Below are 26,292 nucleotides of genomic sequence, written 5' to 3'. Positions count from 1 at the left end.
ACCCCTTTGCGGGGTAGGGCTTAGCGCCAGCCGACGCGATCGAAGATACGAATCGCCTCGGGGTTATGCTCGCCGAGCACGCTGATGTTGAGATCATCCATCTTGAAGTTGCCCCAGGATTCCAGCACCGGATCCTTCTTCACGCCACTCACCACCGGGAACTCGTTATTACCAGCGGCGAAGTGCTCCTGCGCTTCATTAGAGGCCAGGAACTCGAGAAACTGAATGGCGTTCTCGCGGTTGGGGGCACCTTCCACGACACCTGCGCCGCCAACGTTGACGTGAGCACCGCGATCATCCTGGTTGGGGAAGATGATACCGACCTTGCGCGCCGCCTCGCGCTCGCTGTCATCGTCGGACTTGAGCAGCCTCACAAAGTAGTAATGGTTAGCAACGGCGAAATCACATTCGCCGCTGGCGACGCCGAGAATCTGGTCGGTATCGCCACCTTCTGGCTGGCGTGCAAGATTGTCGACCACGCCCTTCGCCCACGCCTCGGCTTCCTCCTCGCCGTGGTGGCCGATCATCGAGGCCAGTAGGGACTGGTTATAGATGTTGCTCGATGAGCGAATGCAGACACTACCCTCAAGCTCCGATGACGCGAGATCCTCGTAGCGCTCGACCTCGTCGGGATCGGCGTTCTCGCGGTTGTAGTAGATGGCCCGCACTCGCTGGCTGAAGCCGAACCACTCGCCCTCAGGATGGCGCATGGCCTCCGGCAGGCGCTCGGCAAGCACCTCGGAGTCGACGCCCTGGAAGATGCCTTCTTGCTCCGCCCGCCATAGACGTCCGGCATCGACGGTCAGCATGACATCGGCTGGGCTCGCCACGCCCTCGCGCTGGATACGCTCGATGAGCTGGTCGGAGTCGCCTTCAAGGACATTGACTTCGATGCCGGTCTTTTCCGTGAACGCTTCATAGAGCTGCTCGTCGGAATCGTAGTGGCGCGCCGAGTAGATGTTGACCTCGTTGGCGAGCGCTTGACCGGCGACGGCTGAGCCAGCAAGGATGGCTGCCGCGGGAAGAGCGAGACGGAAGTGGTTCTTCATGTGTGACCTCGTTGGTACGGAAACAACCAATGAAACATAACGATAATGTTTAGCATTCTCTCCCTCGCTATTGAAGCGCCTCGGCGACTCGCCGTCAAGCCTTGGCGGTCTCGACAGCGTGCATGTAGTTTCCTTCAGGTGGCAGAATCACCAACGTCGAATGCGATTCAATCCGAAACGCATTCGCCGCCGATTACGGGTATGATAGGAGGGCAGTTCTTATCGTGCGATGAGCGTGTTTAGCCTATGACCAGCAAACTGAATCTTGCGCCAGTCGACAATACGTCCAGGTCCGAGGCGAATGTACTGACCATGGAGGGGGTGCGGCACTCGTTCGATGGCCTGCCCGCCGTCAAGGGCATCGATCTGCATGTCGCGCCCGGTGAGGTTGTCTGTCTGTTGGGACCCTCGGGTTGTGGCAAGACTACCTTGTTGCGAATCGCCGCCGGCCTCGAGACCCTTCAGCAGGGGCGGGTATCCCTCAACGGGCAGACGATCGCCGAATCCCGCAAGCGTCACCTGCCGCCCGAGAAACGTAACGTCGGACTGGCGTTCCAGGACTCGGCATTATTTCCCCACTTGAGCGTGTTGCAGAACGTGACCTTCGGCCTCAAACGGCTGTCCGGCGAAGAGCGCACCGCACGCGCAATGGGGCTGCTCAAGCAACTGGGCATTGCGGGATACGCCGAGGCTTATCCGCACACTCTCTCGGGCGGGCAGCAGCAGCGGGTGGCGCTGGCACGCGCACTGGCACCGGCGCCGGCCCTGATGCTGCTCGATGAGCCGTTCTCCAGCCTGGACGCGCGGCTGCGTGACCGTATCCGCGACGATACGCTTCACGTGCTCAAGCAGGTCGGTGCCGGGGCGCTGCTGGTCACCCACGATCCGGAAGAGGCGATGTTCATGGCCGACCGCATCGCCTTGATGCGAGACGGGGCCATCGTGCAGACCGGCACCCCCAAGGAGCTCTACTGCTCCCCCCGCGATCCCTTCGTCGTGACGTTCTTCGGTGAGGTCAATCAGCTGGACGGCGTCGTGTCGGGCGGCCAGGTTGTCACCCCGGTGGGCAAGGTCGAGGCTGACTGGCTACCGGAAGGCGAAACAGTGCAGGTGTTGATTCGCCCCGAAGCGTTGCGGGTCACCGAACGCCACGACCTGCCCGCCTCACGCCATACCCACAGCCATATCGTGATGGCCAAGCTGCTTGGGCGCAGCAGCCTGCTGCACCTCTGCGCTCATGGGGAAGACGGGCGCGAGGCGCACCTTCACGCCCGAATCCCCGGGGTCTTCCTGCCCGCGGAAGGCCAACAGGTGGATATTCACCTCGACACCTCACAGGTGTTCGTCTTTCCGACCGGCCGCTGTGTGACCGGGGCGGGACTTGCGCATGGCGATGCTAAGCAGGATGACCGGGAGAATGCCCACTACGACGATCGCCAGTGACGACGTCGACGCCTCGGCGAGACGCTCGTCCGAGGCGAGGTTATGGGCCCTGACCGCCAGGGTGTCGAAGTTGAAGGGGCGCAGGATGATGGTCGCCGGCAACTCCTTCATGACGTCCACGAATACCAGTATTCCCGCGGCCAGCAGGCTGCCGCGCATGATGGGGGTGTGAACCCGCCGTAGCGTGCCGCCGGCGCTCTGTCCCAGGGTGCGGGCGGCGGCATCCATGCTCGGCGTCACCTTGCCGAGGCTCGCCTCGACTGCATTGAATGACACCGCCAGAAAACGCACCACGTACGCGTAGATCAATATGAAGGCCGAGCCGCTGAATATCAGCCCGGCTATCACGTCGTAATTCGCTTGCAGCCAGCGGTTCAGGGTGTCGTCCAGCCAGGCGAAAGGGATCAGAATGCCCACCGCGACCACCGAACCGGGAATGGCATAGCCAAGCGAGGCGATCCGCGTGGCATTGCGTGTGAGCGGGCTTGAATCGAGCCGGACGCCATAGCTGAGCAGCACGGCCATGGCGACGGCGATCAACGAGGCGATGGTCGCCAGTACCAGACTATTGCCGGCGAACTCAAGAAACCGCACCCCGAGCAGCGAATCGCCCTGCTGAATGGCAAGATGCGCGAGCAAGCCGCTGGGAATAAGAAAGCCGATCAATACCGGCAGCAGGCAGGCCGCAAAAGCGCCGAAAGCCCGCCAGCCGCGTAGCCGGTATTCGGGCAGCTGCTGGTAGCGGCTTGAGGTATGGAAGTATTCCCGCTTGCCCCGCGTCCAGCGCTCCAGAAGCACCAGGGCAATGACAAAGATCAGCAGGCACGCCGCGAGTTGGGCAGCCGCGACCTGTTCGCCCATGCCGAACCAGGTGCGATAGATCCCAGTGGTGAAGGTATCGACGCCGAAGAACTGGACTGCGCCGAATTCATTGAGCGTTTCCATGAGCGCCAGCGAGACCCCACCGACCAGTGCCGGTCGAGCCAAGGGGACGGCGACGGTGAAGAACAGACGCCAGGGCCCTCGGCCCAGGGTGCGGCCGACATCCAGCATGCACACCGACTGCTCCAGAAAGGACGCGCGCGCGAGCAGGTAGACATACGGATACAGCACCATGGTGATCAGGGTCGCGGCGCCACCCAGCGAGCGGATGTCGGGAAAGTAGTAGTCACCGAAGCTCCAGCCCATCACCTCGCGCAACCAGCTCTGAAGTGGGCCGGCAACCTGCAGGAAATCCGTGTAGGCATAGGCGATCACATAGGTCGGCACGGCCAGCGGCAGCAGTAGCGCCCACTCGAAGAGACGCTTGCCCGGAAAGCGGCACATCACCACCAGCCACGCCGTGCCGGTGCCGATCACCAGCGTGCCGATACCCACCGTGACGGCAAGGAACAGGGTATTGCTCAGGTAGCGGCCGAGCACGGTGCTGGCGAGATGCGACCAGACGCCCTCGGTCGGTAGAAAGACATGAAAGAGAATCACCAGCACCGGTAACGCGACGATCAGGGCAATCAGCAGTATCAGCAAGGTCCAGGCACTGAAATGATGCGTGATGCGGCGCGACAGAGCCATCAGGCGAACGCTGGCAGGAATGGACAAGCGGGACTCCTTGCGAATGCCGGATCGAGAGGCCGTCAATGCGAAACACTGACGACTGCAAATATTATCAGTTAGTGCCGGTGGCTGCAGCTACCCGGGTACCCGCCGCGCTTCTCCGGTCACCATCGAAGCGCGCCGGTTGTTTGCCAGGTGGGTGAGGTGGCGTAGCGAGAGATGGGGAGGCGGGTAGAATCGTGGTTGGAACATTTGGCGGTGAGAGATGCGGTCGCCTCAGTGCGCCGTCCAGCCGCCGTCCACCATCAGCGCACTGCCCGTGACCATGGCAGCCGCCGGTGAGGCAAGGAAGACCACTGGACCCATGATGTCCTCGATCTGGCCGAGCCGCCCCAGCGGAATCTTGGCCAGCACGGCGTCCCGAAAGCCGGGCTGCGCAAAGTAGGGGCGAGTCATGGGGGTTTCGATGAACGTCGGGCAGAGCGTGTTGACGCGGATGCCACGGGGGCCAAGCTCCACCGCCATGGCGCGGGTCATGCCTTCCACCGCCGATTTGGACGCGCAATAGAGGCTGCGGTTGGCCGCGCCCACATGGCCCATCTGCGACGACACGTTGATCACGCTACCACCTGCCGGCATCCGCTCGAGCACCACCTGGGTGACGAAGTAAGTGGCGCGCACGTTCAGGTCCATCACCGCGGCATAGTCCTCGTCATCGACCTCGTCGATCGGCTTGGGACGATTGGTGCCGGCATTGTTGACCAGGATATCGAAGCCTCGTCCGTCGAGTGCCTCGCGCACGGCGGCGCGGTCGTTGACATCCAGCGCCAGCGCCTCGGCGGAAAGGCCGGCGGCACCCAGCGCCGCGACGACCTCGTCCAGGCGCTGGCGATGACGGGCCACCAGCGTGACCTCGGCGCCGGCGTGGGCCAGCGCGCAGGCGGCCGCCAGCCCAATGCCCTGGCTGGCCCCGGTGACGAGAGCCCTGCGCCCGTCCAGGCGCAGGCTCGGGGGATTCGGCAGGTTCATGCATCGACCGCCGAGGCATAGGGAACGTCACGCTTGCCGTAGCGGCGCACGCGCTCGTTGGCTTGTTCGCCATGCCCGAAGAAGCCTTCCAGCGCGCACAGGCGCGAGCAGTAACTGCCGATCTCGGCGGAGGCTTCATCGGTCAGCACGCGCTGGTAGGTGCAGGTCTTGAGGAACTTGCCGACCCACAGGCCACCTGTATAGCGCGCCGCCTTCTTGGTAGGCAGGGTGTGATTGGTGCCGATCACCTTGTCACCGAACGCCACGTTGGTGCGCGGTCCGAGAAAGAGCGCGCCGTAGTTGGTGAGCTGCTCGAGGTAGCGCTCCGGGTCCTCGGTCATGACCTGAACATGCTCATAGGCCATCTCGTCCGCGATCTGCAGCATTTCCTCGTGGCTGTCGCAGACGATGATCTCCCCGTAGGTTTCCCAGGACTGCCGAGCGATCTCGGCGGTGGGGAGCTTGCCGAGCAGCTCGTCGATGGCGGCCAGGGTGTCCTTGGCCAGAGCCTCGGAGTTGGTCAGCAGAGCCGCGGGGGAGGTCGGGCCATGTTCGGCCTGGCCGAGCAGGTCGGTCGCGCAGAGCAGGCCGTCGACACTGTCGTCGGCGATCACCAGGGTCTCGGTGGGGCCGGCAAACAGGTCGATGCCGACACGGCCGAACAGCTGGCGCTTGGCCTCGGCGACGAAGGCGTTGCCGGGCCCGACCAGCATGTCGACCGGCGAGATGGTCTCGGTCCCGATGGCCATGCTGCCGACGGCCTGTACGCCGCCGAGCACCAGGATCTCGTCGGCGCCGGCGAGGTACATGGCGGTGACGATGGCCGGGTGAGGCTTGCCCTTGAAGGGCGGCGCGGCGGCCACGACGCGCTTCACGCCTGCGACCTTGGCGGTAAGCACGCTCATGTGCGCCGAGGCGACCATGGGATAGACCCCGCCGGGGACGTAGCAGCCGACCGAGTTGATCGGCAGATGCTTGTGCCCGAGCACCACCCCGGGACGAGTCTCGACCTCGACGGGCTGCATGGAGGCCAGCTGGGCCTCGGCGAAGCGGCGGATCTGCGCCTGGGCGAAACGGATATCCTCGATATCCCGGTCGGATACCTCGGACATGGCCTGATCGATCTGCTCCTGGGTCAGGCGGAAGGAGGAGGGTGACCAATTGTCGAATTTTTCGGAAAGGTCTCGAACGGCGCTGTCCCCGCGGGCTTCGATGTCGGCGAGTGTGGTCTCGACGGTTTCTCTTACTTTACGGTCGGCGGCGGCGCGAGTGTCGGCCGGCGCGCCGGATTTCAGATGACGGATCATAGGAGTCTCCCGGTGGTGAAGTCGTGACCCGAACGGGTCACGAGATAATAGCCAATCTCCTAGCGTTGCTCTGTTTCCATGATGTCGCAGACACTAAATCAAGTGTATCAGCGACCCAGCAGGATGGCTGGCAACCCCGTGATCAGGGCCGGGAAGAAAGCCATCAATATGCAGGCCAGCACGATCAACGCACAGAAGGGGATCACGGCCTTGTAGAGATCGACGATCTCCACTCCGGGCGGCGCCACCCCCTTCAGGTAGAAGAGCGCATAGCCGAACGGCGGCGTCAGGAACGAGGTCTGCAGTACCACCGCGACCATGACCACGAACCACAATACATCCACTCCCATGGTCTCGACGATGGGCAGCATAATCGGGAAGCTCAGAAGTACGATGCCTGTCCAGTCGAGGAACATGCCCAGGATGAACACCAGGAAGAGCATCAGGATCAACGCACCGGTGGTGCCGCCCGGCATGGCCATCACTACCTCATGAATGACATTCATGCCGCCGCCGATCGAGAAGACGCCTGTAAAGGCGGTGGCGCCCAGAAGCACCAGCATGACCATGGTGGTGGTCTTGCTGGCGTCGATCAGGGTGTTGTAGCAGGTGCTGGCCTTGCGGTCGCCGAAGATCATGAACAGGATGAACGCCAGCAGCACGCCGATGGCCGAGGCCTCGGTCGCGGTGGCGATGCCGGTGAACAGTGAGCCGAGCACGCCAAGAATCAGGCTCATGGGCGGCAGTACGTACTTGGCCAGCATGACCAGCAACTGACCGGTACTGGTCTCGGCGCGTTCCACGGCTGGCACTTTCGGCCCGTAGGCGGGCTTGATGTAACAGATGATCAGCACATAGAGCGCATACATCACGCCGAGCATTACCCCCGGCACCAGCGCGCCGGCGAACAGGGCCCCCACCGAAACCGGCGAGTAACTGGCCATCAAGATCAGCATGATGCTCGGTGGGATCAGAATGCCCAGGCAGCCGCTGGCCATGATCACGCCTGTGCTGAGCTCCTTGTTGTAGCCGTACTTGAGCATTGGTACCAGCGCGATCATGCCCATCACCGCGATGGAGGCGCCGACGATGCCGGTGGTCGCCGCCAGCAGAACCGAGACGATGACAACGGTCAGCGCCAGGCCACCACGCAGGTTGGCCAGCAGCAAGCGCATGGTCTCGAACATCTTCTCGGTGACTCCCGAATCGTTCAGGAATCGCGCCATGAGGATGAAGAGCGGGATGGCCACCAGCACGTAGTTGTCCATGGCGTTGCCATAGATGTTGTTGATCAGGATGCCCAGCGTACTGGCGCCAGGGCCCAGCCAGGCTCCCACTACGGCGATACCGCCAAGAACGAAGGCCAGCGGATGGCCCATGAACAGGCCGACCATCAGGCCGCCGAACATGAACAGGGTAAGCATTTCCGGACTCATGCGTGTTCCTCCTCGCGCAGCTGCTTGACGGCGCGGATGACGATGGCAACTGCCTGGAGGGTCAGACAGACGGCGCCGATGACGATGACGGACTTCACCGGCGCGACGGGGATGGCCATCATGCCGTAGGTGGTCTCGCCACGGCTGACCGCGCGATAGAAAAAGGCCCAACCGAAGGTCAGCAGCATCCAGATGAAGGGCACGAAGAAGATCAGGTAGCCGATGATATCCAGCACGGCCTGCTTGCGGCGCGACAGCAACCGCTTCAGCACGTCGACTTCGACGTGGGCGTGATGGCGCAGGCCGTAAGCCGCCATCAGCATGAAATGGGCACCAAAGAGCATCTTGGTGACATCGAAGGCCCAGTCGCTGGGGCGGCCGAAGACGAAGCGCATAAAGATATCGTAGATCACGATCAGCGTGATCACGGCGAGCAGCGGGGCGACGAGCCGCCCGAACCACTCGTTGAAGGTATCGATTGCCTTGGCGATGGCATTCATGGTCGAGGATCTCGGGAATCGGAATGGATTCGCAGTGGGACGAAGGCCGCCGGCGGTTGCCCGCCGGCGGCCGTCATGCAGGCATGACTCCCGGCGGGCCGGGAGGGTGGCCTGGGGTTACAGGCATGCCTCGAGCTCGTCGAGGTCCGGCAGGTTGTCCATGGTGCGACTCATGTTGTACGGGGCTGAGATGTCGCGCCAGTTGGCGTAGTGCTCCAGGTAGCTGACCATGGAGTGGTAGACCTTGGCGTGCATCGGGTCATCGCAGGCGCCTTGCAGAATCACCTCGTTGGTGATTTCCTGGATGCGCTCGAGGTCCTCGTCGGGGAGCTGATTGATCTCAACGCCGTCTTCCTGGAACTTCAAGGTCGCCTCGGTGGACTCTCGCTCGGACCAGGCCAGCGACCAGGTCATGGTGGCCTCAGCGGCGATCTTCAGCTTCTCCTGGGTCTCCTCGGAGAGGGCATCCCAGGCATCTTTGTTGATCATCACGCCAAACACGCTGGCAGACTGGTGCCAGCCAGGCACGGACCAGTACTCGGCGACTTCGGAGAAGCCTGCCTTGTAATCGACGCCGGGTGTGGAAAACTCGCCGGCGTCGATAACACCACGTTCGATGGCCTGGTAGACCTCGCCGCCGGCCAGTGTGACCTGCGAGCCACCGAGTTTTTCCAGCACGCGGCCTTGGTCACGACCGGAGAGGCGCAGGCGCTTGCCTTCGAGGTCGGCGAGGCTCTCGATCGGCGTGCCGCCCATGAAGCCGGATTCGTTGTTGAGGGCAGCATACGGCAGGTAGACCATGTTGTACTCGCCGTAGACTTCCTGATAGAGCTCCCAGCCGCCCCACTCATGGATCCAGTTGATGTAATCGACGGCATTAAACAAGCTGGTGGTGGTAGCCAGCGGCGAGAAGGCAGGGCTGAGGCCTGCCCAGTAGCCAGGCCAGTCGCCAGCGGCCTGGATGCTGCCGGTTTCGGTGGCATCGAACACCTCGGTGCCGGGCATCAAGGTGCCGCCAGCGCGGAAGTTGATCGTAAGCTCGTCGCCGGCCAGCGTGTTGACCAGCTCGACCCAATGGCGATCAATCTGGATCAGATCGAGGTTGTCCGGCCAAGTGGTGGTCATGGTCCACTCTTCTTGGGCCTGCGCCGTTGAGGTAGTGAGGGCCGCCAGGGCGACACCGGCCGCGAGACCGGTCAGAGTGAACTTGCTCATCGTCTTCATGTAGTGCTCCCCATTGGGTTGTTCTGTTTGTCGCAACATCCGCTGTGCTTAGTCTGTTCTGCCCATCGCCTGCTCACTCTCAGCCCGTCGCGACGCCAGGCGTCTGACGGTAAACTGGTCGAGTCGTCCAGGCAGTCAGACAACAGCAGGTAAACTAGCATGTGTGAGCGGGAAGTATCGACAGTGATAATGGGGTTCCGAACGTAAGCAGTCGTACCCAAAAGACTGATTTTTTCGATAATTACATCAATAAATCAAGTAGATAAAACGTTTGATTGATGTTTTTGCTATAGCGCAGGAAGGATGGTTAGCGTGAAATGATAGCCTGCTTTAGACCAAAGTTGATGGCCCGATGGCCTCGTTGACGGCCCTGAACCCCCTGACGCCTCTCTGGGAGGCGCGTAAGCGGCTGATCGCACAGCGCTGGCGCGGACTGGTATGGCTCACCGGAGAGGCCGATGTGTGCCGCGACCAAGCCCTGACCCTTTGGCGAGCCCAGGCCTGGCAGGCGCCGCTGTGGCTGTCTACCGTCCCCCCCGAGGATATCGAGGCAAGCGGCTGGCGGGCGTCGAACCAGGCTCGTACACGGCTCGGTGGCGAGCAGGACCTGGTGGTGGTCGATGCCGTCTCGGCACACAGCGGCTTCGATCCCGAGGCCTTCGGCGCCGTGGCGGGCACCCTGCAAGCCGGAGGGCTGCTGTTGCTGATGACACCCACCGACTGGGGCGTGTGTCCCGACGCCGACTACCGGCGTCTGGCCGAACATCCCTGGCGGGCCGAGCAGCTTAGCGCCCGCTATCTGGGGCGTCTCGCCCGCCTCTTGCGTGCCGACCCTACTGTCATCCAGTGGCCGGCCGGGCAGGCCCCCTGCCCATGCCGGCTTCTCGAGGCGTCTTCATCATCGCTTTCCGCTCCCGTCGATGACCCTGACTGCCTGAGCGCCGATCAGGCCAGCGCCGTACGGCGGCTCACCCGGCTGCGACGCCGCCGTCCGCTGGTGCTGACCGCCGATCGCGGTCGCGGCAAGACCGCGGCGTTGGGTATCGCCTGCGCGCGGTTGTTGACGGCTGGCGAACCGCAAGTGCTGATTACGGCTCCACGTCCCTCGGCTATCGAGGGACTGTTCGAGCGAGTAGAGGCACTCTGTCCCGCCGGGAATCGCGAAGGGCTGACGTTTCGCCAAGATGGCCAAATAGTGCGTTTCGTGGCGCCGGATGCCCTGACGCTGCTGGCCCGCCGTGGCGAGGTCGGTGGCGCTGGGAGTCTACTGCTGGTCGACGAGGCGGCGGCGATTCCGGCCGCGCTGCTCGGTGAGTGGCTCGAGGCGTTTCCGCGTATCGCCTTCGCGACCACGGTTCACGGCTATGAAGGGTCGGGTCGCGGCTTCGCGCTGCGCTTCCGCGACCAGCTCGAGCGGCGCACACCTGACTGGCAGGCTTGCACCTTGAACCAACCAATCCGCTGGGCCGCAGGCGACCCCCTCGAGGGGCTGGTCGCTCGGCTATTGATGCTGGATGCCGAGCCCGGTGAGGCCTTGCCAGCCCGCTGCCCACTTGATTGGCAGTGTTGGTCGCGTGACGCCCTGACGACCGATGAAGCTCAATTGCGCTCTCTATTCGGCCTGCTGGTGCAGGCGCATTACCGCACGACGCCGGCAGACCTGCGCCGCCTTCTTGATGGCCCCGGCGTTCGCCTGGCCGGCCTGGCCCCCCAAGCGTACCTGGAGCCTAGCGGCAACCCGCAGGCGGTGGTGGTGACCAGCGACGAAGGGGGATTCGAGCCCTCACTGGCCGAGCGGGTCGCGCGCGGCGAGCGCCGCCCACGCGGGCACCTGCTGGCGCAATCGCTGGCGGCCCACGCCGGCTCGCGGGAGGCGCTCGAGGCGCGGCTGCGCCGGGTGGTGCGCATCGCCGTACATCCCGGCCGGCGGCGCGAAGGTCTCGGATGGCGGTTGATCGAGGCCGAGCATGCAAAGGCCCGAGCGGACGGCCTTGACCTGCTGGGGGCGAGCTTCGGTGCCGAACCGGGGTTGATCGCCTTCTGGCAGTCGCTGGGGTTTCACGCGGTGCGCCTGGGCCTGTCCCGCGAGACCGCCACCGGCGAGCATGCGCTGATGGTGGTTGCGCCCTCGAGCGAGCGCGGCGAGCGATTGAGCGACACGCTTCGGGCCCGCTTTCAGCGCCAGTTGCCGGGACTGCTGGCCTTCGAGCTTGACGACCTTGCACCCGCCGTGGCGGCGGCCTTGCTAGTCGAGGGTAGCAAGGGTGGCGGCTACAGTGAGCACGGAGAGATCGAGGTTATCGACGCCCAGGACCGGCGCGATATCGACGACGTGGCCTTCGCCCACCGGGAGCCGGCCCTGGCCCGCCCGGCGTTGCAGGCGCTGGTGCGCCACGCACTGGCCAGGGGAAGACGGCCTGATGACGATGAGGTACTTCTGCTGATTGCCTGGGCCTTCCTGGGACACGATGCTGCCCGGCTGGCAGCCGACCTGGGGCTGTCGAGCAAGCGCGAGGCCACTGCACGGCTGCGTCGGGCCGTGGCGGTGCTGAGAGAAGACCTCACGTGATCATGCCGCTTTTCAGGTCGTGACGCGGTGGGTAAGGTAGCGCCATCCCACCCTGGAGGCGCTTGATCATGAACGACCACCTCGAAACGCTCTCGCCGCCGTCGCTGTGGCGTCACTTTCGCACCCTGTGCAACACGCCCCGGCCTTCGGGTCGCGAGGCCGAGCTGGTCGACGTGCTGGAACGCTGGGCGGATGCCCGCGGCCTGGCACACGACCGCGACCGCTTTGGCAACCTGCGCCTGCGCAAGGCCGCCACGCCAGGCCATGAGCGCGCGCCGGGGGTGATCCTCCAGGGACATCTGGACATGGTGGCCCAGGCCAACGCCGACCATCCCCACGACTTCACCCGCGACCCCATCGTCACCTATGTGGCCGATGGCTGGCTGCATGCCGACCAGACGACCCTGGGCGCGGACAACGGGCTGGGCGTGGCGGCGGCGCTGGCGATTCTCGAGGACGATACCCTCGTCCATGGTCCGCTCGAGGCGCTGTTCACGCTCGAGGAGGAAACCTCGATGGGTGGCGCCCAGCAGCTGGCCGAGGGCTGGCTGGAAGGCAGCCTGCTGCTCAACCTGGATTCCGAGGATCGCGGGGAGGTCTATATCGGCTGCGCCGGCGGCGCCGATGTGGTCGTCGAGGCGCAGTGGCCCACGGTGGCGCTGACCGACAGCGAGCAACCGATGCGCCTTGCGCTGCGGGGGCTGTCGGGCGGGCACTCCGGCATCGACATCCACAAGGGACTCGGCAATGCCAACCGGCTGCTGGTGAGAGGATTGCGCGCCCTCGAGCCTTTCGGCGCGCGGCTGATCGACTATCACGGCGGCACGCTGCGCAACGCCCTGCCGCGGGAGGCCTTCGCCGGCCTGGCGCTGCCGTCGCAGAATATCGAGGCGGCCCGGGCACGTATAATCGCCCTCGAGGCCACGATGCGCGACGAGTTGGCGGGGGTCGACGAGGGCGTGACCTTGAAGCTAGAGCACGTGAAAGAACGGCCTGCCGAGGCCCTGAGCGATCAGGCGAGCCATGCGTTGATCGCCGCCCTGCATGCGGCGCCCTGCGGCGTCGAGCGCATGAGCGCCGAGTTGCCCGATGTCGTCGAGACGTCCAACAACCTGGGCGTGGTCAGCCTGGAGAAGGGGCGCTTCTACCTCTGTGCGCTGGTTCGCTCGCTGCGTGACAGCGCCACCCAGGACATGGCCGATCGCTTCGCGGCGCTGTTCGCGCTGATTGGAGCGAAGACGCGGATCGAGCACGCCTATCCCGGCTGGACGCCGAATCCGACAAGCCCGTTACTGGCACGCTTCTGTGACTTGCATCGGCAACGGCTGGGGGTCGAGCCCGGCGTCAAGGTGATTCACGCCGGACTCGAGTGCGGGATTCTGGGGGGCAAATACCCGCAGCTGGACATGATTTCCTTCGGCCCGCTGATCCGCGGCGCGCATTCCCCCGACGAACGCGTGGAACTGGCGTCCGTTGAGGAGTTCTGGATGCTGCTGCGCGGGTTGATCGAGGAACTGGCAGAGGGTGCCGAGTGATTGCGTAGATCGATGGTGTGGGTTCACAGAAACAATTCGGGCGGGGATTGCCCCGCCCGGTCAATGATCGCGTCGTCGTTTAACGCTTTGGCGATCTAGTCTTCAGTCCAGATAGGCGCCCAGCATCCAGACGGTCTTCTCCTGCTCGCGGATATAGTCGCCGGCCTGGGCGGCGGTGCCCTCGTCGTCGGCATCCGAGGCGAGCGAGAGCAGGCCGCGCTGCAATTCGATCAGCGTCTGGTAGCCCTTGAGCACGCCTCTCACGCAGGCCTTGCCGTCATGGACGTTCTTGTCCTCCTGGATGGAGGCAAGCTTCACGTAATCGCTGTAGGCGTGCACCGGCTGATGGCCGAGGGTCAGGATACGCTCGGCGACCTCGTCGACCTTAGTCAGCAGGTCGGTGTAGAACTCCTCGAACTTCTCGTGCAGCTGGAAGAATTCTGGGCCCTTCACGTTCCAGTGATAGCCGCGCACGTTCATGTAGAAGATCTGGTAGTTGGCGAGCAGCTCGTTGAGCTTCTCGGCCAGCTGCGTGGCGCTGGCCTCGTGCAGACCGATGGTATTGGTGTCGCTCATGCGGATGCCTCCTTGATCGCGGTGCTGCCAGTGTGGGTCGCCACCGGGGCGAGGGGAGAGCCAATTCTGCCCATCGCCGCCATAGCGCTGCCTCATGACATGCCGGCGACACCGCGCGATTTCAAGCGCCGCGTCGCGGGGCGGCGGCGATCAGCAGCCGCGCCAGGCTCTCGGCACGATCGGCTAGCAGCTCGGCGCAGCGCTCCAGCGCCTCGTCAAGCGCCATCGGGCCGTCGGCCAGGGCGAAGGCGGCACTGACCCCTTCATCGAAGGCGGCCTGCCAGCCGGGGGCCAGGCGGCCGGCCAGCACCACCACCGGCACGCCGTGCCGCTTCGCCTCGCGGGCAACGCCGACTGGGGTCTTGCCGGCCATGCTCTGGCCGTCGAGCTGGCCTTCGCCGGTGATCACCAGATCGGCCCCGTCGAGCAGGGCGCCAAAGCCCGCCTGGGCCATCACCAGTTCGATGCCCGGACGCAGTTCGGCATTCAGAAAGGCCCGCGCGGCGAACCCCATGCCGCCGGCGGCGCCGGCACCCGCCAACTCGCGATGATCCGTACCTAGCGCCGTGGCGGCGACATCGGCGAAGCGGGCCAGGGCCGCGTCGAGCGCGGTCACGTCGTCTGGTGTGGCGCCTTTCTGGGGGCCGAAGACGGCGCTGGCGCCGCGCTCGCCGAGAAGGGGGTTGTCGACGTCCACGGCGGTCTCGACGGCGAGCCCGGCGAGGCGCGGGTCGAGCCCGTCGAGGTCGAGCTCGGCGAGATCCTTCAGCGCGGCGCCGCCGGCGGGAAGCTCGCGTCCCTCGGCGTCGAGCAGCCGCGCGCCGAGGGCGGCCAGCATGCCCGCACCGCCGTCGTTGGTAGCGCTGCCGCCAAGCGTCAGCAGCAACCGCTCGGCGCCCGCATCCAGAGCGTGGCGGATCAGCTCGCCCACGCCGCAGGTGGTGCTGTGTAGGGCGGTGCGCTCGTCCGGGGTCAGCGCCTGGAGGCCACTGGCCTCGGCAAGCTCCACGTAGGCGGTGCGACTGGCTGCGTGCCAGCCCCAGTCGGCGTGCGCCGGGCGACCCAGGGCATCATGCACGGCGGCATGGCGACGCTCGGCGCCGGTCGCGGCGAGCAGGGCATCGAGGCTGCCCTCGCCGCCGTCGGCAAGCGGGCATTCGAGCGTGGTGATATCGCCCGCAACGCGGCCGATGCCGCAGGCGATGGCGCGTGCGGCATCGGCCGCGGCGAGGGCGTCCTTGAAACTATCGGGGCAGATCAGAATCTTCATGGGCAGGCTCTGTTATCATTTTCGCTCAGCTTAGCGGCTGAACGGGGCCGGCAGAAGGGGCAAGCTTTTTCACCTTACTGTCGAGCACGTACACTGCGGCTATTCAGGATCGGGAGTCAGCTCATGCGCCATTGGCCGTTGTCCCTCATGCTGGTCGTCGGCTTGCCGGTCCTGGCCGGCTGCCAGACCAGTCCCTCGACGCTGCCGGTGGCGGAGCCCGCGCCGTCGGCCGAGTGCCGCTGGTCAAGCGATACGGCCTCGGTGCGCGATCGCATGCGCCGGGCCATGACGGCGCTCGAGGCCGAAGGCTTCACGGTACGCGATACCGACCCCGTCCTGGGGCTGGTCAGCGCCGAGCGAGCGCGCATCCTGCACGGCTCCGCTGGCCTGTATGATACCTGGGAGCGCACCAGTCTCTTCGGTGGTTACGGCGGCTTCGGCGGTCGTGGGGGCTTCTCCGGCGGCATCTCGGTGGGACTGGGCGGCGGTTACGGTGGCGTGAGCCGGGATGCGACGCGTCTTGAGCGCGTGTCGCTGGTCGCCGCCGAGGAGGTGACGCGGGTCTCGCGTGACTCCCAGTTGATCGACTGGCGCGGCGAAGTGCACGAGACGCGCAGCGCCAGCGATGCCGACTTCTGTCGTCGGCTGCGCGAGGCAATGCAGGCCATGCCGGTCGAGGAGGCGTCATCATGAAGCGGCTTTCCGGGTTAGCGACAGCGGTACTGATGGGCCTGTGGTTGGGGGGCTGTGCGACTACCGCACCCCCCGCCGAGCCACGCGAGCTGGTCTTCGAAACGCCTCCCCAGGTCACCCTCGAGACGGCCGTGGCACTGCTGATGGAGCGTGGCTATGTGATCCGTCACGCCGACGGCAAGCTCGGGCGCGTCGAGGCGGTACTCGCGCGCTGGCCCGGCTATCGCGTCGAGCTCAACGTCGAGGGGGAGGGCAACACCAGCCGGGTGAGCGTCTCCGCCACCCGCGGTGGCCGCCCCCTGGCGCCGCAGACCCTCGACCCTCTACTGGTGGACCTGCGGTCGCGGCTGGGGCTCTTTCTCTGATCAGTGATTGCTTCTGACCGGTTCTTTCTCTTATTGGCTCTGTGAAGAGCCTACATTCGTACCCTGAGGTGACTCTTCGGATGAACATTGGTTTAGACAGGCGCCACGCCACCCCGTGGCGGCGGCTTGCCGGAGCGAGCCTCGCCCTGCTGTTGCTGTTCCTGCCGACGCTGGCTCAGGCCCATCCCCACGGCTGGATCGATATGAGCATGCGCCTGGTGTTCGACGACAAGGGGCGTCTGGCGGCACTGCATCAGACGTGGCGGATGGACCCTTTCTACAGCCTGGTCATCCTCGAAGAACTGGGGCAGGCCGACGGTGGTGGCAGCCTGGAAGCCGGCCTCGACCAGCTGGGCAACGATATCCGCGACAACCTGAACCCCCATGACTACTTCACCGAACTGCGCCTGGGCGACGACAGGCTGCGATTGGGGCAGGTGAGCGAGTACACCGTGCTCGAGCGCGGCGGTCGGGTCGAGTTCATCTTCCGCTTGCCGCTGGTTGACCCGGTGGCGCTGGCGGGCGAGACCTTGCGCTATCAGGTGTTCGACCCGAGCTACTACCTTGAGGTGGTGCACGAAGCCGATGATGACGGTCCGTTGGAGGAGGCGCTGATCGTGGGTGATGGGCGCGAGTGTCAGACACGCATCGTGCCCGCCGACCCGGACCCTGAACGTGTGCTTGCTGCCGCGCAGCTGGATGTCGACGAGCAGGGTGAGTCGGGGCTCGGCCGCTACTTCGCCGAGACCGGGGAAGTGACATGCAGTTAACGGCACGACCGCTGCTGTCATGCGCCGGGCTGGTGCTGGTCGGGCTGGGACTCTATTGGCTGTGGTTCCAGGGCGGGTTGCAGGCGCTGAGCCTGCCTGTCGTGACCTGGCAGCGCGACTTTCATCGCGCCCTGACGCTCGCCATCACCGAGTTTTCCGGTACGCCGTCGCCGGCGGCCTGGGCGACCCTGCTCGGCGTCAGCTTCGGTTATGGCGTCTTCCACGCCGCCGGCCCGGGCCATGGCAAGGCGGTGTTGACTACCTATTTGCTTTCCCAGGGCGGCGCGCGACGCCGGGCGCTGGGGTTGTCGTTTGCGGCCTCTTTGCTTCAGGGGCTGGTGGCGATCGGCCTGGTCGTGGTGCTGGTGCACGGGCTGGGCTGGTTGACCCGCCAGGCCATGGGTAGCGTGGTCTGGGTCGAGCAGGCGAGTTTCCTGATGGTCGCGCTGCTGGGTGGTTGGCTGTGCGTTCGGGCGATCCGTCAGTTGCGTCGCCCGGTGCCGGACCATGAACATAAGCATGAGCATGGCCATGAACACGGCCACGATTGCTGTGGCGTTGCCCATCATGTCGATCCCCGCCAGGCGGGCGATTGGTGCACGGCCATGGCCACGGTGGTCGCCATCGGCATCCGTCCGTGCAGCGGCGGCGTGCTGCTGCTGGGCGCGGCGACACTGCTGGGGCAGTTCATGGTAGGGGTGGCGGCAGTGCTGGTGATGTCGTTAGGCACGGCCTTGACGGTCTCGGCGCTCGCGCTTGCCAGTGTGATGGCCCGAGGCTGGGCCGAGCGACGCCTGGCACGACAGAGCCATCCGCTGAGCTCCGGTCGGGTGGTCGGCTGGGCCTCGCTGGGAGGCGGGCTGGCCATTATCGGCCTGGGGCTATCGCTGGCGTTCACTGGCATCAGCCAACCCGCGAGCGCGCCGCTGCTGGGCGAACCACCGGCACGTGAGGAAGCCGGTGAGACGCCGCCGGGTCACCCCTTGGGCGGGTGAGGTGCCGCCAGGGGCAAGGTGTCGAGTTGCGCGAGAAGGCGCTCGTGCAGGTCTTTGAGCGCCTCCGGCCGGTAGGCCTCGGGCTGGCCGTGTCCCCATACAGGCCCCGGCCATGCAGCATCACCGCGGTGACGCACGATCACGTGCACATGTAGTTGGGCCACCATGTTGCCGAGCGTGGCGATATTGAGTTTGTCGCCGTCGAAGCTGTCTTTCAGTGCTCGACCAACCGCGGTGGCTTCCTGCCATAGTTGTTGCTGCTCGCCCTCCTCGAGATCGAAGACCTCGCTGACGCCGGGTCGCCGTGGCAGCAGGACCAGCCAGGGAAAGCGTGCGTCGTTCATCAGCCGCACTTGGCAGAGCGGAAGCTCGGCCAGCGCATGGCTGTCGGCCGCGAGGCGAGCATCGGGTTGGAAGTCAGGCATATTGAGCCTCCATGGAAAATGGGTTGAGCTGTCTCGGCGGTAAGTTGGCTGTGTCGCCCGGGATGGCTATGCTGACCGGTCTTGTGTCCTCGGAAAAGCGAAACCTTCAATGACCCCAATGGAAATCTTGGCGCTGCTGGTGATCGGTACCGTGGCCGGTTTCATCAATGTGCTGTCGGCGGGCGGGTCCATGCTGACACTGCCGCTGCTGATATTCCTGGGCCTCTCGCCGCAGGTGGCCAATGGCACCAACCGGGTGTCGATCGTGTTGCAGAGCGTCTCCGCGGTGGCAAGCTTCCTGCGCGCCGGTGCTCGGCATGTGGGGTTGAGCCTGCGGCTCTCGGTGCCGGCCGTACTGGGCTCGCTGCTCGGGACCTGGCTGGCGCTACAGGTCAGTGACGCGCTGTTCGAGGCGGTGCTGATTACGGTAATGGTCGGATCGGCGCTGGTGATGCTGCTTCCTCAGCCGCGCCTGGAGACTCGCCCGCTGACTGCCGAGCGTCTGACGCCTGCGATCTATCTCGCCATGTTCGGTATCGGGGTCTACGGCGGCTTTCTCCAGGTCGGCGTCGGTATTCTCTTTATCGTGGTGCTTTACCGCATGCTAAAGATCGATCTCGCCCAGGTGAACGCCTTCAAGGTGTTGATCATCTTGATGTATACCCTGCCGGCGCTGGCGATCTTTGTCTATCACGACCAGGTGCGCTGGGGATATGGGCTGGTCCTTGCCGCCGGCAGCATGCTGGGTGCCTGGGTCGGCGTAAAGGTCAATGTCAGCGCGCGCGGCGCGCTATGGGTCAAGCGGCTGACAATCATCGTAATTGTGGCGATCATCCTGAGGCTGCTGCTGGGATGACGTGCTAAACTCAGCGTGCGGTTTTTCTTAAACCTCCCAACATGCTGCAAGGAGATTCATATCATGAAAAGGATTTTATCGTTGACGCTCGTCACTCTTTTCACGGTGTCGCTGCTGAGTGGCTGCAACACCATGCGTGGCGCCGGTCAGGATATCGAAGAAGGTGGCGAGGCGGTCCAGCGCTCCGCCGATTGATGCGATGGCAACAAGCTCTTCTGATGGAGGGCTCACCTGGCGTCGTGTTCATCCTGAGCGCGACGCTCTTCGGCTTCGGCCTGTTTTCTTAGTTTTTTCCTCAGCGCGGCCTTTTCATATCGCAATTGTTGCGTTGGCGTCGCAATGTCGAGTATCGGCACCCTCGCCGGTTTACCCTTCCCATCGACCGCCACCATGGTCAAATAGCAGCTGTTGGTATGACGGATCAGCTTCTGCCGGATGTCTTCGGCGACCACCTTGATGCCGATCTCCATGGAGGAGCTACCGACGTGGTTGACACTAGCCAGGAAGGTGACGAGCTCGCCGACGTGGATGGGTTGCTTGAAGAGCACCTGGTCGACCGAAAGGGTTACCACGTAGTGGCCGGAAAAGCGGCTGGCGCAGGCATAGGCGACTTCGTCGAGTTTCTTGAGAATGGCGCCACCGTGAACCTTGCCACTGAAGTTGGCGAGGTCGGGGGTCATCAGCACCGTCATGGTTAATTCATGCTGGCGTGGAAGTTCGTCGGTAGTCATGCCCTGATTCCTGATATTGACTTGTCAGTATAGATCATCCCTATTTACCCGAGGGCAACAGCCCGACCGACAGGATCGACGGCAAGCGACTTGCCCTTCTTACTCGCAATACCCGCAGGCAGGCCCGAAACGCGTCACGCACGGCAAGAATATCGTGCGTGATGCTTGGTCACCCGCATAGATTCAGAACCAGGTCAGACCGATGGCGATGATAATGCCGGTGATGAACAGCTGGATCAGGCAGAATCCCATGATGTCCTTGGCCTTCAGTCCGGCGATACCCAGCACCGGCAGGGCCCAGAAGGGCTGCAAAAGGTTGGTCCAGGCATCGCCCCAGGCCACGGCCATCGCCACGCGCGGAATGTCGACGCCCAACGCTTGGGCGGCGGGCAGCATGACCGGCGCCTGTACGGCCCACTGGCCACCCCCGGAGGGCACGAAGATATTGACGATCCCTGCGCTGATGAACGACCAGAAGGGCAGCGAGGTTTCCGTGGCAAACGAAATCAACGCCTGCGACATACTTTCGGCAAGGCCCGACTCCATCATTATCGCCATGATCCCAGCATAGAAGGGAAACTGGATGACGATGCCGGCACCGCCCTTGATCGCTTCATGAAGGCTGTTGAGAAGGCTCTGGGGCGTGCGATGCAGCACGATCGCCAGTGACAGGAAAATAAAGTTGACCACGTTAAGGTTCAGACCGCCGCCGCGCAGGACGAAGTGGTCGAGCAGGTAGAGAACCCCCGGAATACCCACCAGCCAGGCCAGCGTCACGCTGTTCTCGAGCCGTTCGGCAGGACGCGTGATACGCGGCCGGAAGGCCTCGTCTTCGTTCAGCAACTTGGGATCGATGAACACACTGTCCTTTTCATCGGGCAGCATCAGGCGATTGACCAGCGGCACCGAAATGAACAGGCAGATGACAATTGCCAGGTTAAAAAACGCGAAAATGGTAGAGCCTGTGCCGATTACGCCGATCTGTTCGACGGTAAAGTGGCCGTCCGTGGCGATGGTCAGCGGTACCGAGCCTGCCAGGCCACCGTGCCACACGATGAACCCGGAGTAGGCGCTGGCCACCAGCAGGCGATAGTCCACCCGTACCAGCTTGGCCAGCTCCTTGGCGAACAGTGCGCCGACCACCAGGCCGAAGCCCCAGTTGATCCAGCTGGCGGCAAGCGATACCAGTGTCACCAGAATAATCGCGCTACCGGGGCTTTTTGCCAGACTGGCGAGGCGTTGCAGCAGGCGCTTGACCGGAGGGGAACTGGCCAGCATGAAGCCGGTGACCAGCACCAGCAGCATCTGCATCGAGAAGGTCAAGAGGCTCCAGAATCCATCACCCCAGAATCGCATCACTGCCAGCGGCGTCTGTCGCTCCACGGCGATCGCTGCGGCGGCGGCAATGAGCGTCAGCAGCAGCACGAAAATGAAAGGGTCGGGAAGGTAGCGTTCGACCAGCTTGACGGCCGGTTTCGAGATAGCCTTGAGCATGATGGCGTCTCTTGTTCTGGTTAGGGAATGGCGTGCTTGTTGGAAAATAACGCAAACTCAGCATCTTGCGCCAATCAAGTTATCAACGTTGCTTAGCCTGTCATGGATTGTCAAAGCGTGTGGGCGATGGCATGCCAGAGGCGTTCCAGCGTATGCGGCGGAAATGCAGATAATAGCCCGCCAGGGTGGCCGAGCGCACCAGCGCAAAGATCAAGAACGCGAGCCACAGGCCATGATTCCCGAGCTCCCGTGTCAGCCACCAGACAGGCAGGTAGACGGCCAATCCCGCGAAGATGCTGTTGCGCATCTCGCGAATGGCGGTGGCTCCGATAAAAACGCCATCGAGCAGGTAGCTCCAGACCGCGACCAACGGCATGACGGCCATCCATGGCAGGTAACTAGCCGCGGTCTCGCGCACGGCTGGCAGGCCGGTCAACAAGGCGATCAACAAGTGTCCTCCCACTGCGAACATCAGAGAGGCGCCCGTCGCGGCTACCAGCGAAAACAGCGCTGCGCTCTTGACCGCTTGGCCGAACTCGTCCCAGCGACGCCGTCCCACGGCACGCCCGACGATCGCCTCGGCGGCATGGGCGAAACCGTCCAGCGCATAGCTGGTCAGCATGATGAACTGCAGCAGCACGGCATTGGCGGCGAGCACCGTGTCGCCCTGCGCGGCGCCGCGCGAGGTAAAGAATGCCATGGCGAACAGGAGTCCAAGGGTTCGCACGAAGAGATTGGCGTTGACATGGAAGAGTTCCGCGTAGGCAGTGAGCCTGAGCAGCCGCTCATGCAGGAAGCGACCCTCGAGGTGGCCCAGCTGGCGCATTACCAGAAAGCCACCGAAGGCCAGCGCCGTGTAGTCGGCGATCACCGTGGCCCAGGCCACGCCGTCGCTGGTCATGCCCAGGCCGACCACGAACAACAGATCGAGAACGATATTGACGCTGTTGGTCAGCACCAGGATAGCCAGCGTCACCCGCGAGTTCTGCTGGCCGAGAAACCAGCCAAGGATGGCGTAGTTGGCCAGCACCGCCGGGGCCGAGAGGATACGAATACCGGCGTACTGCGCCGCGAGCTCGGTGGCGACCGGGCTGGCGTCGAGCAGCCAGAGGCCCAGCGAGATCAACGGACGAGAGAGCAGAATCAACAATGCGCCGATGCCCGTCGCCAACAGCAGCGACTGGCCCAGCAGGTTGCGAACCTCGTCGTCGTTCTCACGGCCCACCGCCTGTGAGGTGAGGCCGGTGGTGCCCATGCGCAGGAAGCCAAATCCCCAGTAGAGGAAACTGAACAGGGTGGCGCCCAGGGTCACGGCAGCGAGATAGCGCGAATCCGGCAGGTGTCCGACCACGGCGGTGTCCACCAGGCCCAGCAGCGGCACGGTGATATTGGAGAGGATGATCGGCCAGGCCAGCGTCCAGATGCGCTGGTGAGCCTGAGTCGGTGTGTCGAAGGCCAAGGCGAGCTCAAATAAAGCGAAAGCGACGAGCGTGCCGCGTGGCGCGATTACCGGGGATGGGCAGGACGGTCCGATAACGTCACGCCCATCAGTAAGCTAGCGGTGGCGTCCTTACGCCGCGGTAATGACGTGGTATTTGTCCATCAGCTCGTCTTTGGATTCCTTGCGCTCAGGATCGAGCGGAATGCAGTCGACCGGGCAGACCTGTTGGCACTGGGGTTCGTCGTAGTGGCCGACGCACTCGGTGCACAGGTTGGGGTCGATAACGTAAATCTCTTCCCCCGCCGAGATGGCCCCGTTGGGGCATTCGGGTTCGCAGACGTCGCAATTGATGCACTCGTCGGTGATCATCAGAGCCATGGGTTACCTCAAGGAAATCGCTGGCCGGGCGCTTCGGCCGTGCCTTGGCGCGTTCGAACGGGTCGTGGGGTAAACCCCACCTTTATGGTCGGGTATTATAGTGGCTCTTCAACGTCTCGGCGACCCTTGGGTGCACATGCTGGGAAACGTCACCGCCCAGCTTGGCGAGTTCGCGCACAAGGGAGGAAGAGATATAGGAGTTTTCTACCGCCGGAGTCAGGAACACGCTTTCCAGCTCAGGCATTTGCGCACGGTTCATGTTGGCCAGCTGAAGTTCGTATTCGAAGTCGGAAACCGCTCGTAATCCGCGCAGGATGACCCGCGCGTGGCGCTGTTTCATGAACTCGGTGAGTAGCCCGGAAAAACCGACCACTTCCACATTGTCGAGCTTCGACACTACCTCGCGTGCCAGGGCGATACGGGTATCGAGATCGAGCGTCGGCCCCTTGCCTGGGCTTCCCGCGATGGCCACGACTACCTCGTCGAAGAGCCGGGCGGCGCGTTCGATGAGATCGAAATGGCCATTGGTGATGGGATCGAAGGTGCCGGGATAGATCGCCGTGATCATTGTCGCTCTCCGTCGTCGAGCCGTCCGAATGGGTTGTCCACCGCCAGCGAGACCGGCTGTACATAGCCCGGAATGTGGATGAACTCGTTGCTCATCTCGAGCTCGGTGCCTTCCAGCACGCCTTCCCCGAAGCGGTAGCGCGCCTGGAAGCGCCCTCGGTCGGCCTCGCGAAGATAGTGCGCGGTGGCCTCGCGGGTGGCGCGGCGACGCGCCTGCCAGGCGGCCACCGCGGCGTCGCCGTGGCGTTTGATCAGCAGGAGTTCGGTGACCCGTGGCGAGAGCACCACACCGGTGGCGTTGTTGCCGCCAAAGCCCTTGGCATTGATGAGTGCCGCATCGGCGGCGAATGGTAATGGCTCACGCGAGAAGCGCAGCCGTTCGCCGGAGACGTCGTGGGCGACCTCGTCGAGCGTGGGAATGCCCGGCAGCATATTGTAGGCGAAGCTGCCCAGGGCGCTAGTCAGCTGATCGCCGGCGGCACTGCCTTGCGAGTGGCCGACAAAGGCCTTGATAGCAACGACCGGCCACGCCTCGATGCCGAAGGCTCGCGCCACCATGTCGAAGACGTGCGACTCGGTCACCCGATTCTTGGGCGTGCTGGTGCCGTGAGCATGCAGGAAGCTGCGCTCGCGAAGTGCCGTGTCGCCGAGCATGTCGCGGACCAGCGAGGCCGCCTTGCCAAGCGTGATGTAGTTGCCGATACCCGGCGCCGAGATGGAGCGCTTCCAGCCATCGGCATTGACAAATACGCCGGGTACGCAGCCATGAATCTCGGCCCCGACCTCCAGCGCCAGGGCGTCGTCCATCAGCATCACGAACTGACTGGATTCGGCAATAGTAAAACCGCAGTTGCGGGCGAAAGGGCGGCAGGCGCGCTGATAGTCGGTATCGGTGAGCAGATCGAGCGCATCGAGGGCTTTGAGGCTGTCATCGTCAGCCAGGGCGCCCATGGCGCGAAAGCCTTCGATGATCTCCGGCGTCACCGGGGCATCCGAGGTACCCACCATGACCACACGACGCCGGCCGGCGCGTATGTCTTCGACGCCGAGCCTCAGGTTGTAGAGGAAGCTGGCGCAGGCGCCGAGCGCGGCGCCGGTCCCCCCCACGCTGCCCAGCACATAGGCATTGAGGAAATCCGCCGGCATCTGGCTGTAGCCCAGTGGCATCTGCTTGGAGGTCGCGCGGTTGCCTGAGACGAAGCTCTTGAGCAGCCCACCCCAGCCTTCATCGTCGAGCTGGCCGATGGAGTTGCCAGCATAGACGGCGACCGCGTCCGGGTCGAGGCGGTCACGAAGATTGTCCCAGCCGAGGCCGCATTCACCCAGGCAATCGCTGGCCGAGAAGATCGCCATGGAGAGGCCGCGCGGATGATGCACGCTGCGATAGAAACGGCTCGGCTCGAAACCACTGGGCAGCTGACCGGCGGCGCGCACCTGGGCAATGCGTGTTTCAGGCAGCATCACGTCCAGGGTGCCGGCGGGGACGATGACCTCCAGGGTATGACGGTCGATATCGCGCACCTGCCAGGTCGGCGGCAGGGTGTCGGGCAGTTGGCGGCGGCGGATGCGGAAGGTCAGCGGCGTGTCGATGGCCAGGCTCGCGCGGCGATTGGCCGGCAGCCCCGCCTCGTTGAAGCGCGGGTCCTCGATGCGGCGAATGAGGGTGTGGTCGAGCACTTGCTGGCGCGTCTGGTCGACAATGACGGCGGCGTCCAGAATGTTGCCCTCGGCGTCCTTCCAGGCATCCTCTTCCTGACCATTGGCCAGGCGCATCATCGCTGCCAGGCCGAGCAGTGTGCTGGCCTGGTCGTCGTCAGACAGGGCGTCGAGCACGGTGCGGCGAAACGCCTGATGGCCCGAGGTTCTGCCGGCGGGATTCACGCCGCCCATGCCGACGATCACCGGTAAATGTGACAAGCCAGAATCCTCGTTGTGCTGTTGGAAGTCTGCAAATCGCTTATGGTTATCAGGCCATCGATCATAGCACTCGCCCCGGCATGGCGTCATGCAGCCGCCGGATGGAGAATGCGGACAGACGCGACCGACCTGGCCGCGTGGTAGCTGCTAGAATCAGTGTCCCCAAGT

At 64.2% G+C, this 26,292-nt stretch carries 25 protein-coding genes; 9 read left to right on the top strand and 16 right to left on the bottom strand.

Translation table 11 applies throughout. The annotated features are described in order from the left end of the window. Positions 1 to 20: 20 nt before the first annotated feature. A complete protein-coding gene (locus KG088_RS09580) occupies positions 21 to 1,049 on the bottom strand; it encodes a Fe(3+) ABC transporter substrate-binding protein (RefSeq protein ID WP_213825296.1) in 1,029 nt (342 codons plus the stop codon). A 246-nt stretch (positions 1,050 to 1,295) separates the two neighbouring features. Between KG088_RS09580 and KG088_RS09575 the strand changes: the two genes are divergently transcribed. Beyond that, a complete protein-coding gene (locus tag KG088_RS09575; protein ID WP_213825295.1) occupies positions 1,296 to 2,492 on the top strand; it encodes an ABC transporter ATP-binding protein in 1,197 nt (398 codons plus the stop codon). On the opposite strand, the gene KG088_RS09570 is transcribed toward KG088_RS09575, so the two are convergent. From KG088_RS09570 to dctP, 6 genes are all read right to left on the bottom strand, one after another. Further along, entirely contained in the window at positions 2,382 to 4,064 is a 1,683-nt protein-coding gene (locus KG088_RS09570) for an ABC transporter permease (protein WP_213825326.1), read from the bottom strand. The two genes, KG088_RS09575 and KG088_RS09570, sit on opposite strands and share 111 nt — an antisense overlap. Positions 4,065 to 4,322: 258 nt before the next feature. Continuing rightward, positions 4,323 to 5,075, bottom strand: coding sequence for an SDR family NAD(P)-dependent oxidoreductase (locus tag KG088_RS09565; protein ID WP_213825294.1), 753 nt, complete (start codon positions 5,073 to 5,075; stop codon positions 4,323 to 4,325). After that, positions 5,072 to 6,382: a histidinol dehydrogenase gene (gene hisD, locus KG088_RS09560; protein WP_213825293.1), complete on the bottom strand. Its 1,311-nt coding sequence runs from the start codon at positions 6,380 to 6,382 to the stop codon at positions 5,072 to 5,074. The genes KG088_RS09565 and hisD overlap by 4 nt, the downstream gene beginning before the upstream one ends. A 107-nt stretch (positions 6,383 to 6,489) precedes the next feature. After that, on the bottom strand, positions 6,490 to 7,818 hold the full coding sequence (locus tag KG088_RS09555; protein WP_213825292.1) for a TRAP transporter large permease: 1,329 nt from the start codon (positions 7,816 to 7,818) through the stop codon (positions 6,490 to 6,492). Further along, entirely contained in the window at positions 7,815 to 8,318 is a 504-nt protein-coding gene (locus KG088_RS09550) for a TRAP transporter small permease subunit (RefSeq protein WP_213825291.1), read from the bottom strand. The genes KG088_RS09555 and KG088_RS09550 overlap by 4 nt, the downstream gene beginning before the upstream one ends. A gap of 117 nt (positions 8,319 to 8,435) precedes the next feature. Next, positions 8,436 to 9,542: a TRAP transporter substrate-binding protein DctP gene (dctP, locus tag KG088_RS09545; RefSeq protein ID WP_213825290.1), complete on the bottom strand. Its 1,107-nt coding sequence runs from the start codon at positions 9,540 to 9,542 to the stop codon at positions 8,436 to 8,438. 352 nt (positions 9,543 to 9,894) lie between these two features. On the opposite strand from dctP, the gene KG088_RS09540 reads away from it, so the two are divergent. Both KG088_RS09540 and KG088_RS09535 read left to right on the top strand, forming a co-directional pair. After that, positions 9,895 to 12,111 carry a tRNA(Met) cytidine acetyltransferase TmcA gene (locus KG088_RS09540; RefSeq protein ID WP_213825289.1) on the top strand — a complete coding sequence of 739 codons (2,217 nt, stop codon included), beginning with the start codon at positions 9,895 to 9,897 and terminating at the stop codon, positions 12,109 to 12,111. 68 nt (positions 12,112 to 12,179) lie between these two features. Continuing rightward, complete coding sequence (locus KG088_RS09535) at positions 12,180 to 13,646, top strand: aminoacyl-histidine dipeptidase (protein WP_213825288.1); 1,467 nt, start codon at positions 12,180 to 12,182, stop codon at positions 13,644 to 13,646. Between the two features lie 102 nt (positions 13,647 to 13,748). On the opposite strand, the gene KG088_RS09530 is transcribed toward KG088_RS09535, so the two are convergent. Both KG088_RS09530 and KG088_RS09525 read right to left on the bottom strand, forming a co-directional pair. After that, the gene (locus KG088_RS09530; protein ID WP_213825287.1) at positions 13,749 to 14,222 is read right to left on the bottom strand and encodes a Dps family protein; all 474 of its coding nucleotides are present in this window, start codon (positions 14,220 to 14,222) and stop codon (positions 13,749 to 13,751) included. Between the two features lie 121 nt (positions 14,223 to 14,343). After that, positions 14,344 to 15,492, bottom strand: coding sequence for a glycerate kinase (locus KG088_RS09525; RefSeq protein WP_213825286.1), 1,149 nt, complete (start codon positions 15,490 to 15,492; stop codon positions 14,344 to 14,346). Positions 15,493 to 15,615: 123 nt separating this feature from the next. On the opposite strand from KG088_RS09525, the gene KG088_RS09520 reads away from it, so the two are divergent. The 4 genes from KG088_RS09520 (at position 15,616) to KG088_RS09505 (ending at position 18,315) form a co-directional block, all read left to right on the top strand. Continuing rightward, positions 15,616 to 16,185 carry a hypothetical protein gene (locus tag KG088_RS09520; RefSeq protein ID WP_213825285.1) on the top strand — a complete coding sequence of 190 codons (570 nt, stop codon included), beginning with the start codon at positions 15,616 to 15,618 and terminating at the stop codon, positions 16,183 to 16,185. Beyond that, a complete protein-coding gene (locus tag KG088_RS09515; RefSeq protein ID WP_213825284.1) occupies positions 16,182 to 16,550 on the top strand; it encodes a hypothetical protein in 369 nt (122 codons plus the stop codon). The genes KG088_RS09520 and KG088_RS09515 overlap by 4 nt, the downstream gene beginning before the upstream one ends. An 80-nt stretch (positions 16,551 to 16,630) precedes the next feature. Next, complete coding sequence (locus KG088_RS09510) at positions 16,631 to 17,320, top strand: DUF1007 family protein (protein ID WP_213825283.1); 690 nt, start codon at positions 16,631 to 16,633, stop codon at positions 17,318 to 17,320. Further along, positions 17,311 to 18,315, top strand: coding sequence for a nickel/cobalt transporter (locus tag KG088_RS09505; protein ID WP_213825282.1), 1,005 nt, complete (start codon positions 17,311 to 17,313; stop codon positions 18,313 to 18,315). Before KG088_RS09510 ends, KG088_RS09505 begins: the two co-directional genes overlap by 10 nt. Here KG088_RS09505 and KG088_RS09500 read toward each other — a convergent pair. Then, positions 18,297 to 18,740, bottom strand: coding sequence for an HIT domain-containing protein (locus KG088_RS09500; protein WP_213825281.1), 444 nt, complete (start codon positions 18,738 to 18,740; stop codon positions 18,297 to 18,299). The genes KG088_RS09505 and KG088_RS09500 overlap by 19 nt on opposite strands. Positions 18,741 to 18,849: 109 nt before the next feature. Between KG088_RS09500 and KG088_RS09495 the strand changes: the two genes are divergently transcribed. Beyond that, positions 18,850 to 19,596: a sulfite exporter TauE/SafE family protein gene (locus tag KG088_RS09495; RefSeq protein WP_213825280.1), complete on the top strand. Its 747-nt coding sequence runs from the start codon at positions 18,850 to 18,852 to the stop codon at positions 19,594 to 19,596. Positions 19,597 to 19,659: 63 nt separating this feature from the next. Then, a complete protein-coding gene (locus tag KG088_RS09490) occupies positions 19,660 to 19,791 on the top strand; it encodes an entericidin A/B family lipoprotein (protein WP_213825279.1) in 132 nt (43 codons plus the stop codon). A 32-nt stretch (positions 19,792 to 19,823) separates the two neighbouring features. On the opposite strand, the gene KG088_RS09485 is transcribed toward KG088_RS09490, so the two are convergent. The 6 genes from KG088_RS09485 to KG088_RS09460 all read right to left on the bottom strand — a co-directional run bounded on the left by KG088_RS09485 (position 19,824) and on the right by KG088_RS09460 (position 26,097). Further along, positions 19,824 to 20,327: an acyl-CoA thioesterase gene (locus KG088_RS09485; RefSeq protein ID WP_213825278.1), complete on the bottom strand. Its 504-nt coding sequence runs from the start codon at positions 20,325 to 20,327 to the stop codon at positions 19,824 to 19,826. A gap of 183 nt (positions 20,328 to 20,510) precedes the next feature. Continuing rightward, positions 20,511 to 21,821 (bottom strand): short-chain fatty acid transporter, encoded by a 1,311-nt coding sequence (locus KG088_RS09480; protein WP_213825277.1) that lies wholly within the window; start codon positions 21,819 to 21,821, stop codon positions 20,511 to 20,513. A gap of 100 nt (positions 21,822 to 21,921) precedes the next feature. Next, positions 21,922 to 23,280 carry an MATE family efflux transporter gene (locus KG088_RS09475; RefSeq protein ID WP_213825276.1) on the bottom strand — a complete coding sequence of 453 codons (1,359 nt, stop codon included), beginning with the start codon at positions 23,278 to 23,280 and terminating at the stop codon, positions 21,922 to 21,924. A 111-nt stretch (positions 23,281 to 23,391) separates the two neighbouring features. Then, entirely contained in the window at positions 23,392 to 23,640 is a 249-nt protein-coding gene (locus tag KG088_RS09470) for a YfhL family 4Fe-4S dicluster ferredoxin (RefSeq protein ID WP_213825275.1), read from the bottom strand. A gap of 82 nt (positions 23,641 to 23,722) precedes the next feature. Then, positions 23,723 to 24,208, bottom strand: coding sequence for a pantetheine-phosphate adenylyltransferase (coaD, locus tag KG088_RS09465; RefSeq protein ID WP_213825274.1), 486 nt, complete (start codon positions 24,206 to 24,208; stop codon positions 23,723 to 23,725). Beyond that, complete coding sequence (locus KG088_RS09460) at positions 24,205 to 26,097, bottom strand: beta-ketoacyl synthase (RefSeq protein WP_213825325.1); 1,893 nt, start codon at positions 26,095 to 26,097, stop codon at positions 24,205 to 24,207. Before KG088_RS09460 ends, coaD begins: the two co-directional genes overlap by 4 nt. Positions 26,098 to 26,292 lie beyond the last annotated feature (195 nt).

This window comes from Halomonas jincaotanensis (assembly GCF_018448785.1).
In the GTDB taxonomy this organism is placed as follows: Bacteria; Pseudomonadota; Gammaproteobacteria; order Pseudomonadales; family Halomonadaceae; genus Halomonas; species Halomonas jincaotanensis.
Note: the sequence above shows the minus strand (reverse complement) of the source record. Positions and strands in the feature narration are given on the sequence as shown.

Excerpts from the sequence above, each read along its gene's own strand:
- KG088_RS09580 (WP_213825296.1), bottom strand. The coding sequence starts at position 1,049 with ATGAAGAACCACTTCCGTCTCGCTCTTCCCGCGGCAGCCATCCTTGCT.
- KG088_RS09575 (WP_213825295.1), top strand. The coding sequence starts at position 1,296 with ATGACCAGCAAACTGAATCTTGCGCCAGTCGACAATACGTCCAGGTCC.
- KG088_RS09570 (WP_213825326.1), bottom strand. The coding sequence starts at position 4,064 with ATGGCTCTGTCGCGCCGCATCACGCATCATTTCAGTGCCTGGACCTTG.
- KG088_RS09565 (WP_213825294.1), bottom strand. The coding sequence starts at position 5,075 with ATGAACCTGCCGAATCCCCCGAGCCTGCGCCTGGACGGGCGCAGGGCT.
- hisD (WP_213825293.1), bottom strand. The coding sequence starts at position 6,382 with ATGATCCGTCATCTGAAATCCGGCGCGCCGGCCGACACTCGCGCCGCC.
- KG088_RS09555 (WP_213825292.1), bottom strand. The coding sequence starts at position 7,818 with ATGAGTCCGGAAATGCTTACCCTGTTCATGTTCGGCGGCCTGATGGTC.
- KG088_RS09550 (WP_213825291.1), bottom strand. The coding sequence starts at position 8,318 with ATGAATGCCATCGCCAAGGCAATCGATACCTTCAACGAGTGGTTCGGG.
- dctP (WP_213825290.1), bottom strand. The coding sequence starts at position 9,542 with ATGAAGACGATGAGCAAGTTCACTCTGACCGGTCTCGCGGCCGGTGTC.
- KG088_RS09540 (WP_213825289.1), top strand. The coding sequence starts at position 9,895 with ATGGCCTCGTTGACGGCCCTGAACCCCCTGACGCCTCTCTGGGAGGCG.
- KG088_RS09535 (WP_213825288.1), top strand. The coding sequence starts at position 12,180 with ATGAACGACCACCTCGAAACGCTCTCGCCGCCGTCGCTGTGGCGTCAC.
- KG088_RS09530 (WP_213825287.1), bottom strand. The coding sequence starts at position 14,222 with ATGAGCGACACCAATACCATCGGTCTGCACGAGGCCAGCGCCACGCAG.
- KG088_RS09525 (WP_213825286.1), bottom strand. The coding sequence starts at position 15,492 with ATGAAGATTCTGATCTGCCCCGATAGTTTCAAGGACGCCCTCGCCGCG.
- KG088_RS09520 (WP_213825285.1), top strand. The coding sequence starts at position 15,616 with ATGCGCCATTGGCCGTTGTCCCTCATGCTGGTCGTCGGCTTGCCGGTC.
- KG088_RS09515 (WP_213825284.1), top strand. The coding sequence starts at position 16,182 with ATGAAGCGGCTTTCCGGGTTAGCGACAGCGGTACTGATGGGCCTGTGG.
- KG088_RS09510 (WP_213825283.1), top strand. The coding sequence starts at position 16,631 with ATGAACATTGGTTTAGACAGGCGCCACGCCACCCCGTGGCGGCGGCTT.
- KG088_RS09505 (WP_213825282.1), top strand. The coding sequence starts at position 17,311 with ATGCAGTTAACGGCACGACCGCTGCTGTCATGCGCCGGGCTGGTGCTG.
- KG088_RS09500 (WP_213825281.1), bottom strand. The coding sequence starts at position 18,740 with ATGCCTGACTTCCAACCCGATGCTCGCCTCGCGGCCGACAGCCATGCG.
- KG088_RS09495 (WP_213825280.1), top strand. The coding sequence starts at position 18,850 with ATGACCCCAATGGAAATCTTGGCGCTGCTGGTGATCGGTACCGTGGCC.
- KG088_RS09490 (WP_213825279.1), top strand. The coding sequence starts at position 19,660 with ATGAAAAGGATTTTATCGTTGACGCTCGTCACTCTTTTCACGGTGTCG.
- KG088_RS09485 (WP_213825278.1), bottom strand. The coding sequence starts at position 20,327 with ATGACTACCGACGAACTTCCACGCCAGCATGAATTAACCATGACGGTG.
- KG088_RS09480 (WP_213825277.1), bottom strand. The coding sequence starts at position 21,821 with ATGCTCAAGGCTATCTCGAAACCGGCCGTCAAGCTGGTCGAACGCTAC.
- KG088_RS09470 (WP_213825275.1), bottom strand. The coding sequence starts at position 23,640 with ATGGCTCTGATGATCACCGACGAGTGCATCAATTGCGACGTCTGCGAA.
- coaD (WP_213825274.1), bottom strand. The coding sequence starts at position 24,208 with ATGATCACGGCGATCTATCCCGGCACCTTCGATCCCATCACCAATGGC.
- KG088_RS09460 (WP_213825325.1), bottom strand. The coding sequence starts at position 26,097 with ATGGGCGGCGTGAATCCCGCCGGCAGAACCTCGGGCCATCAGGCGTTT.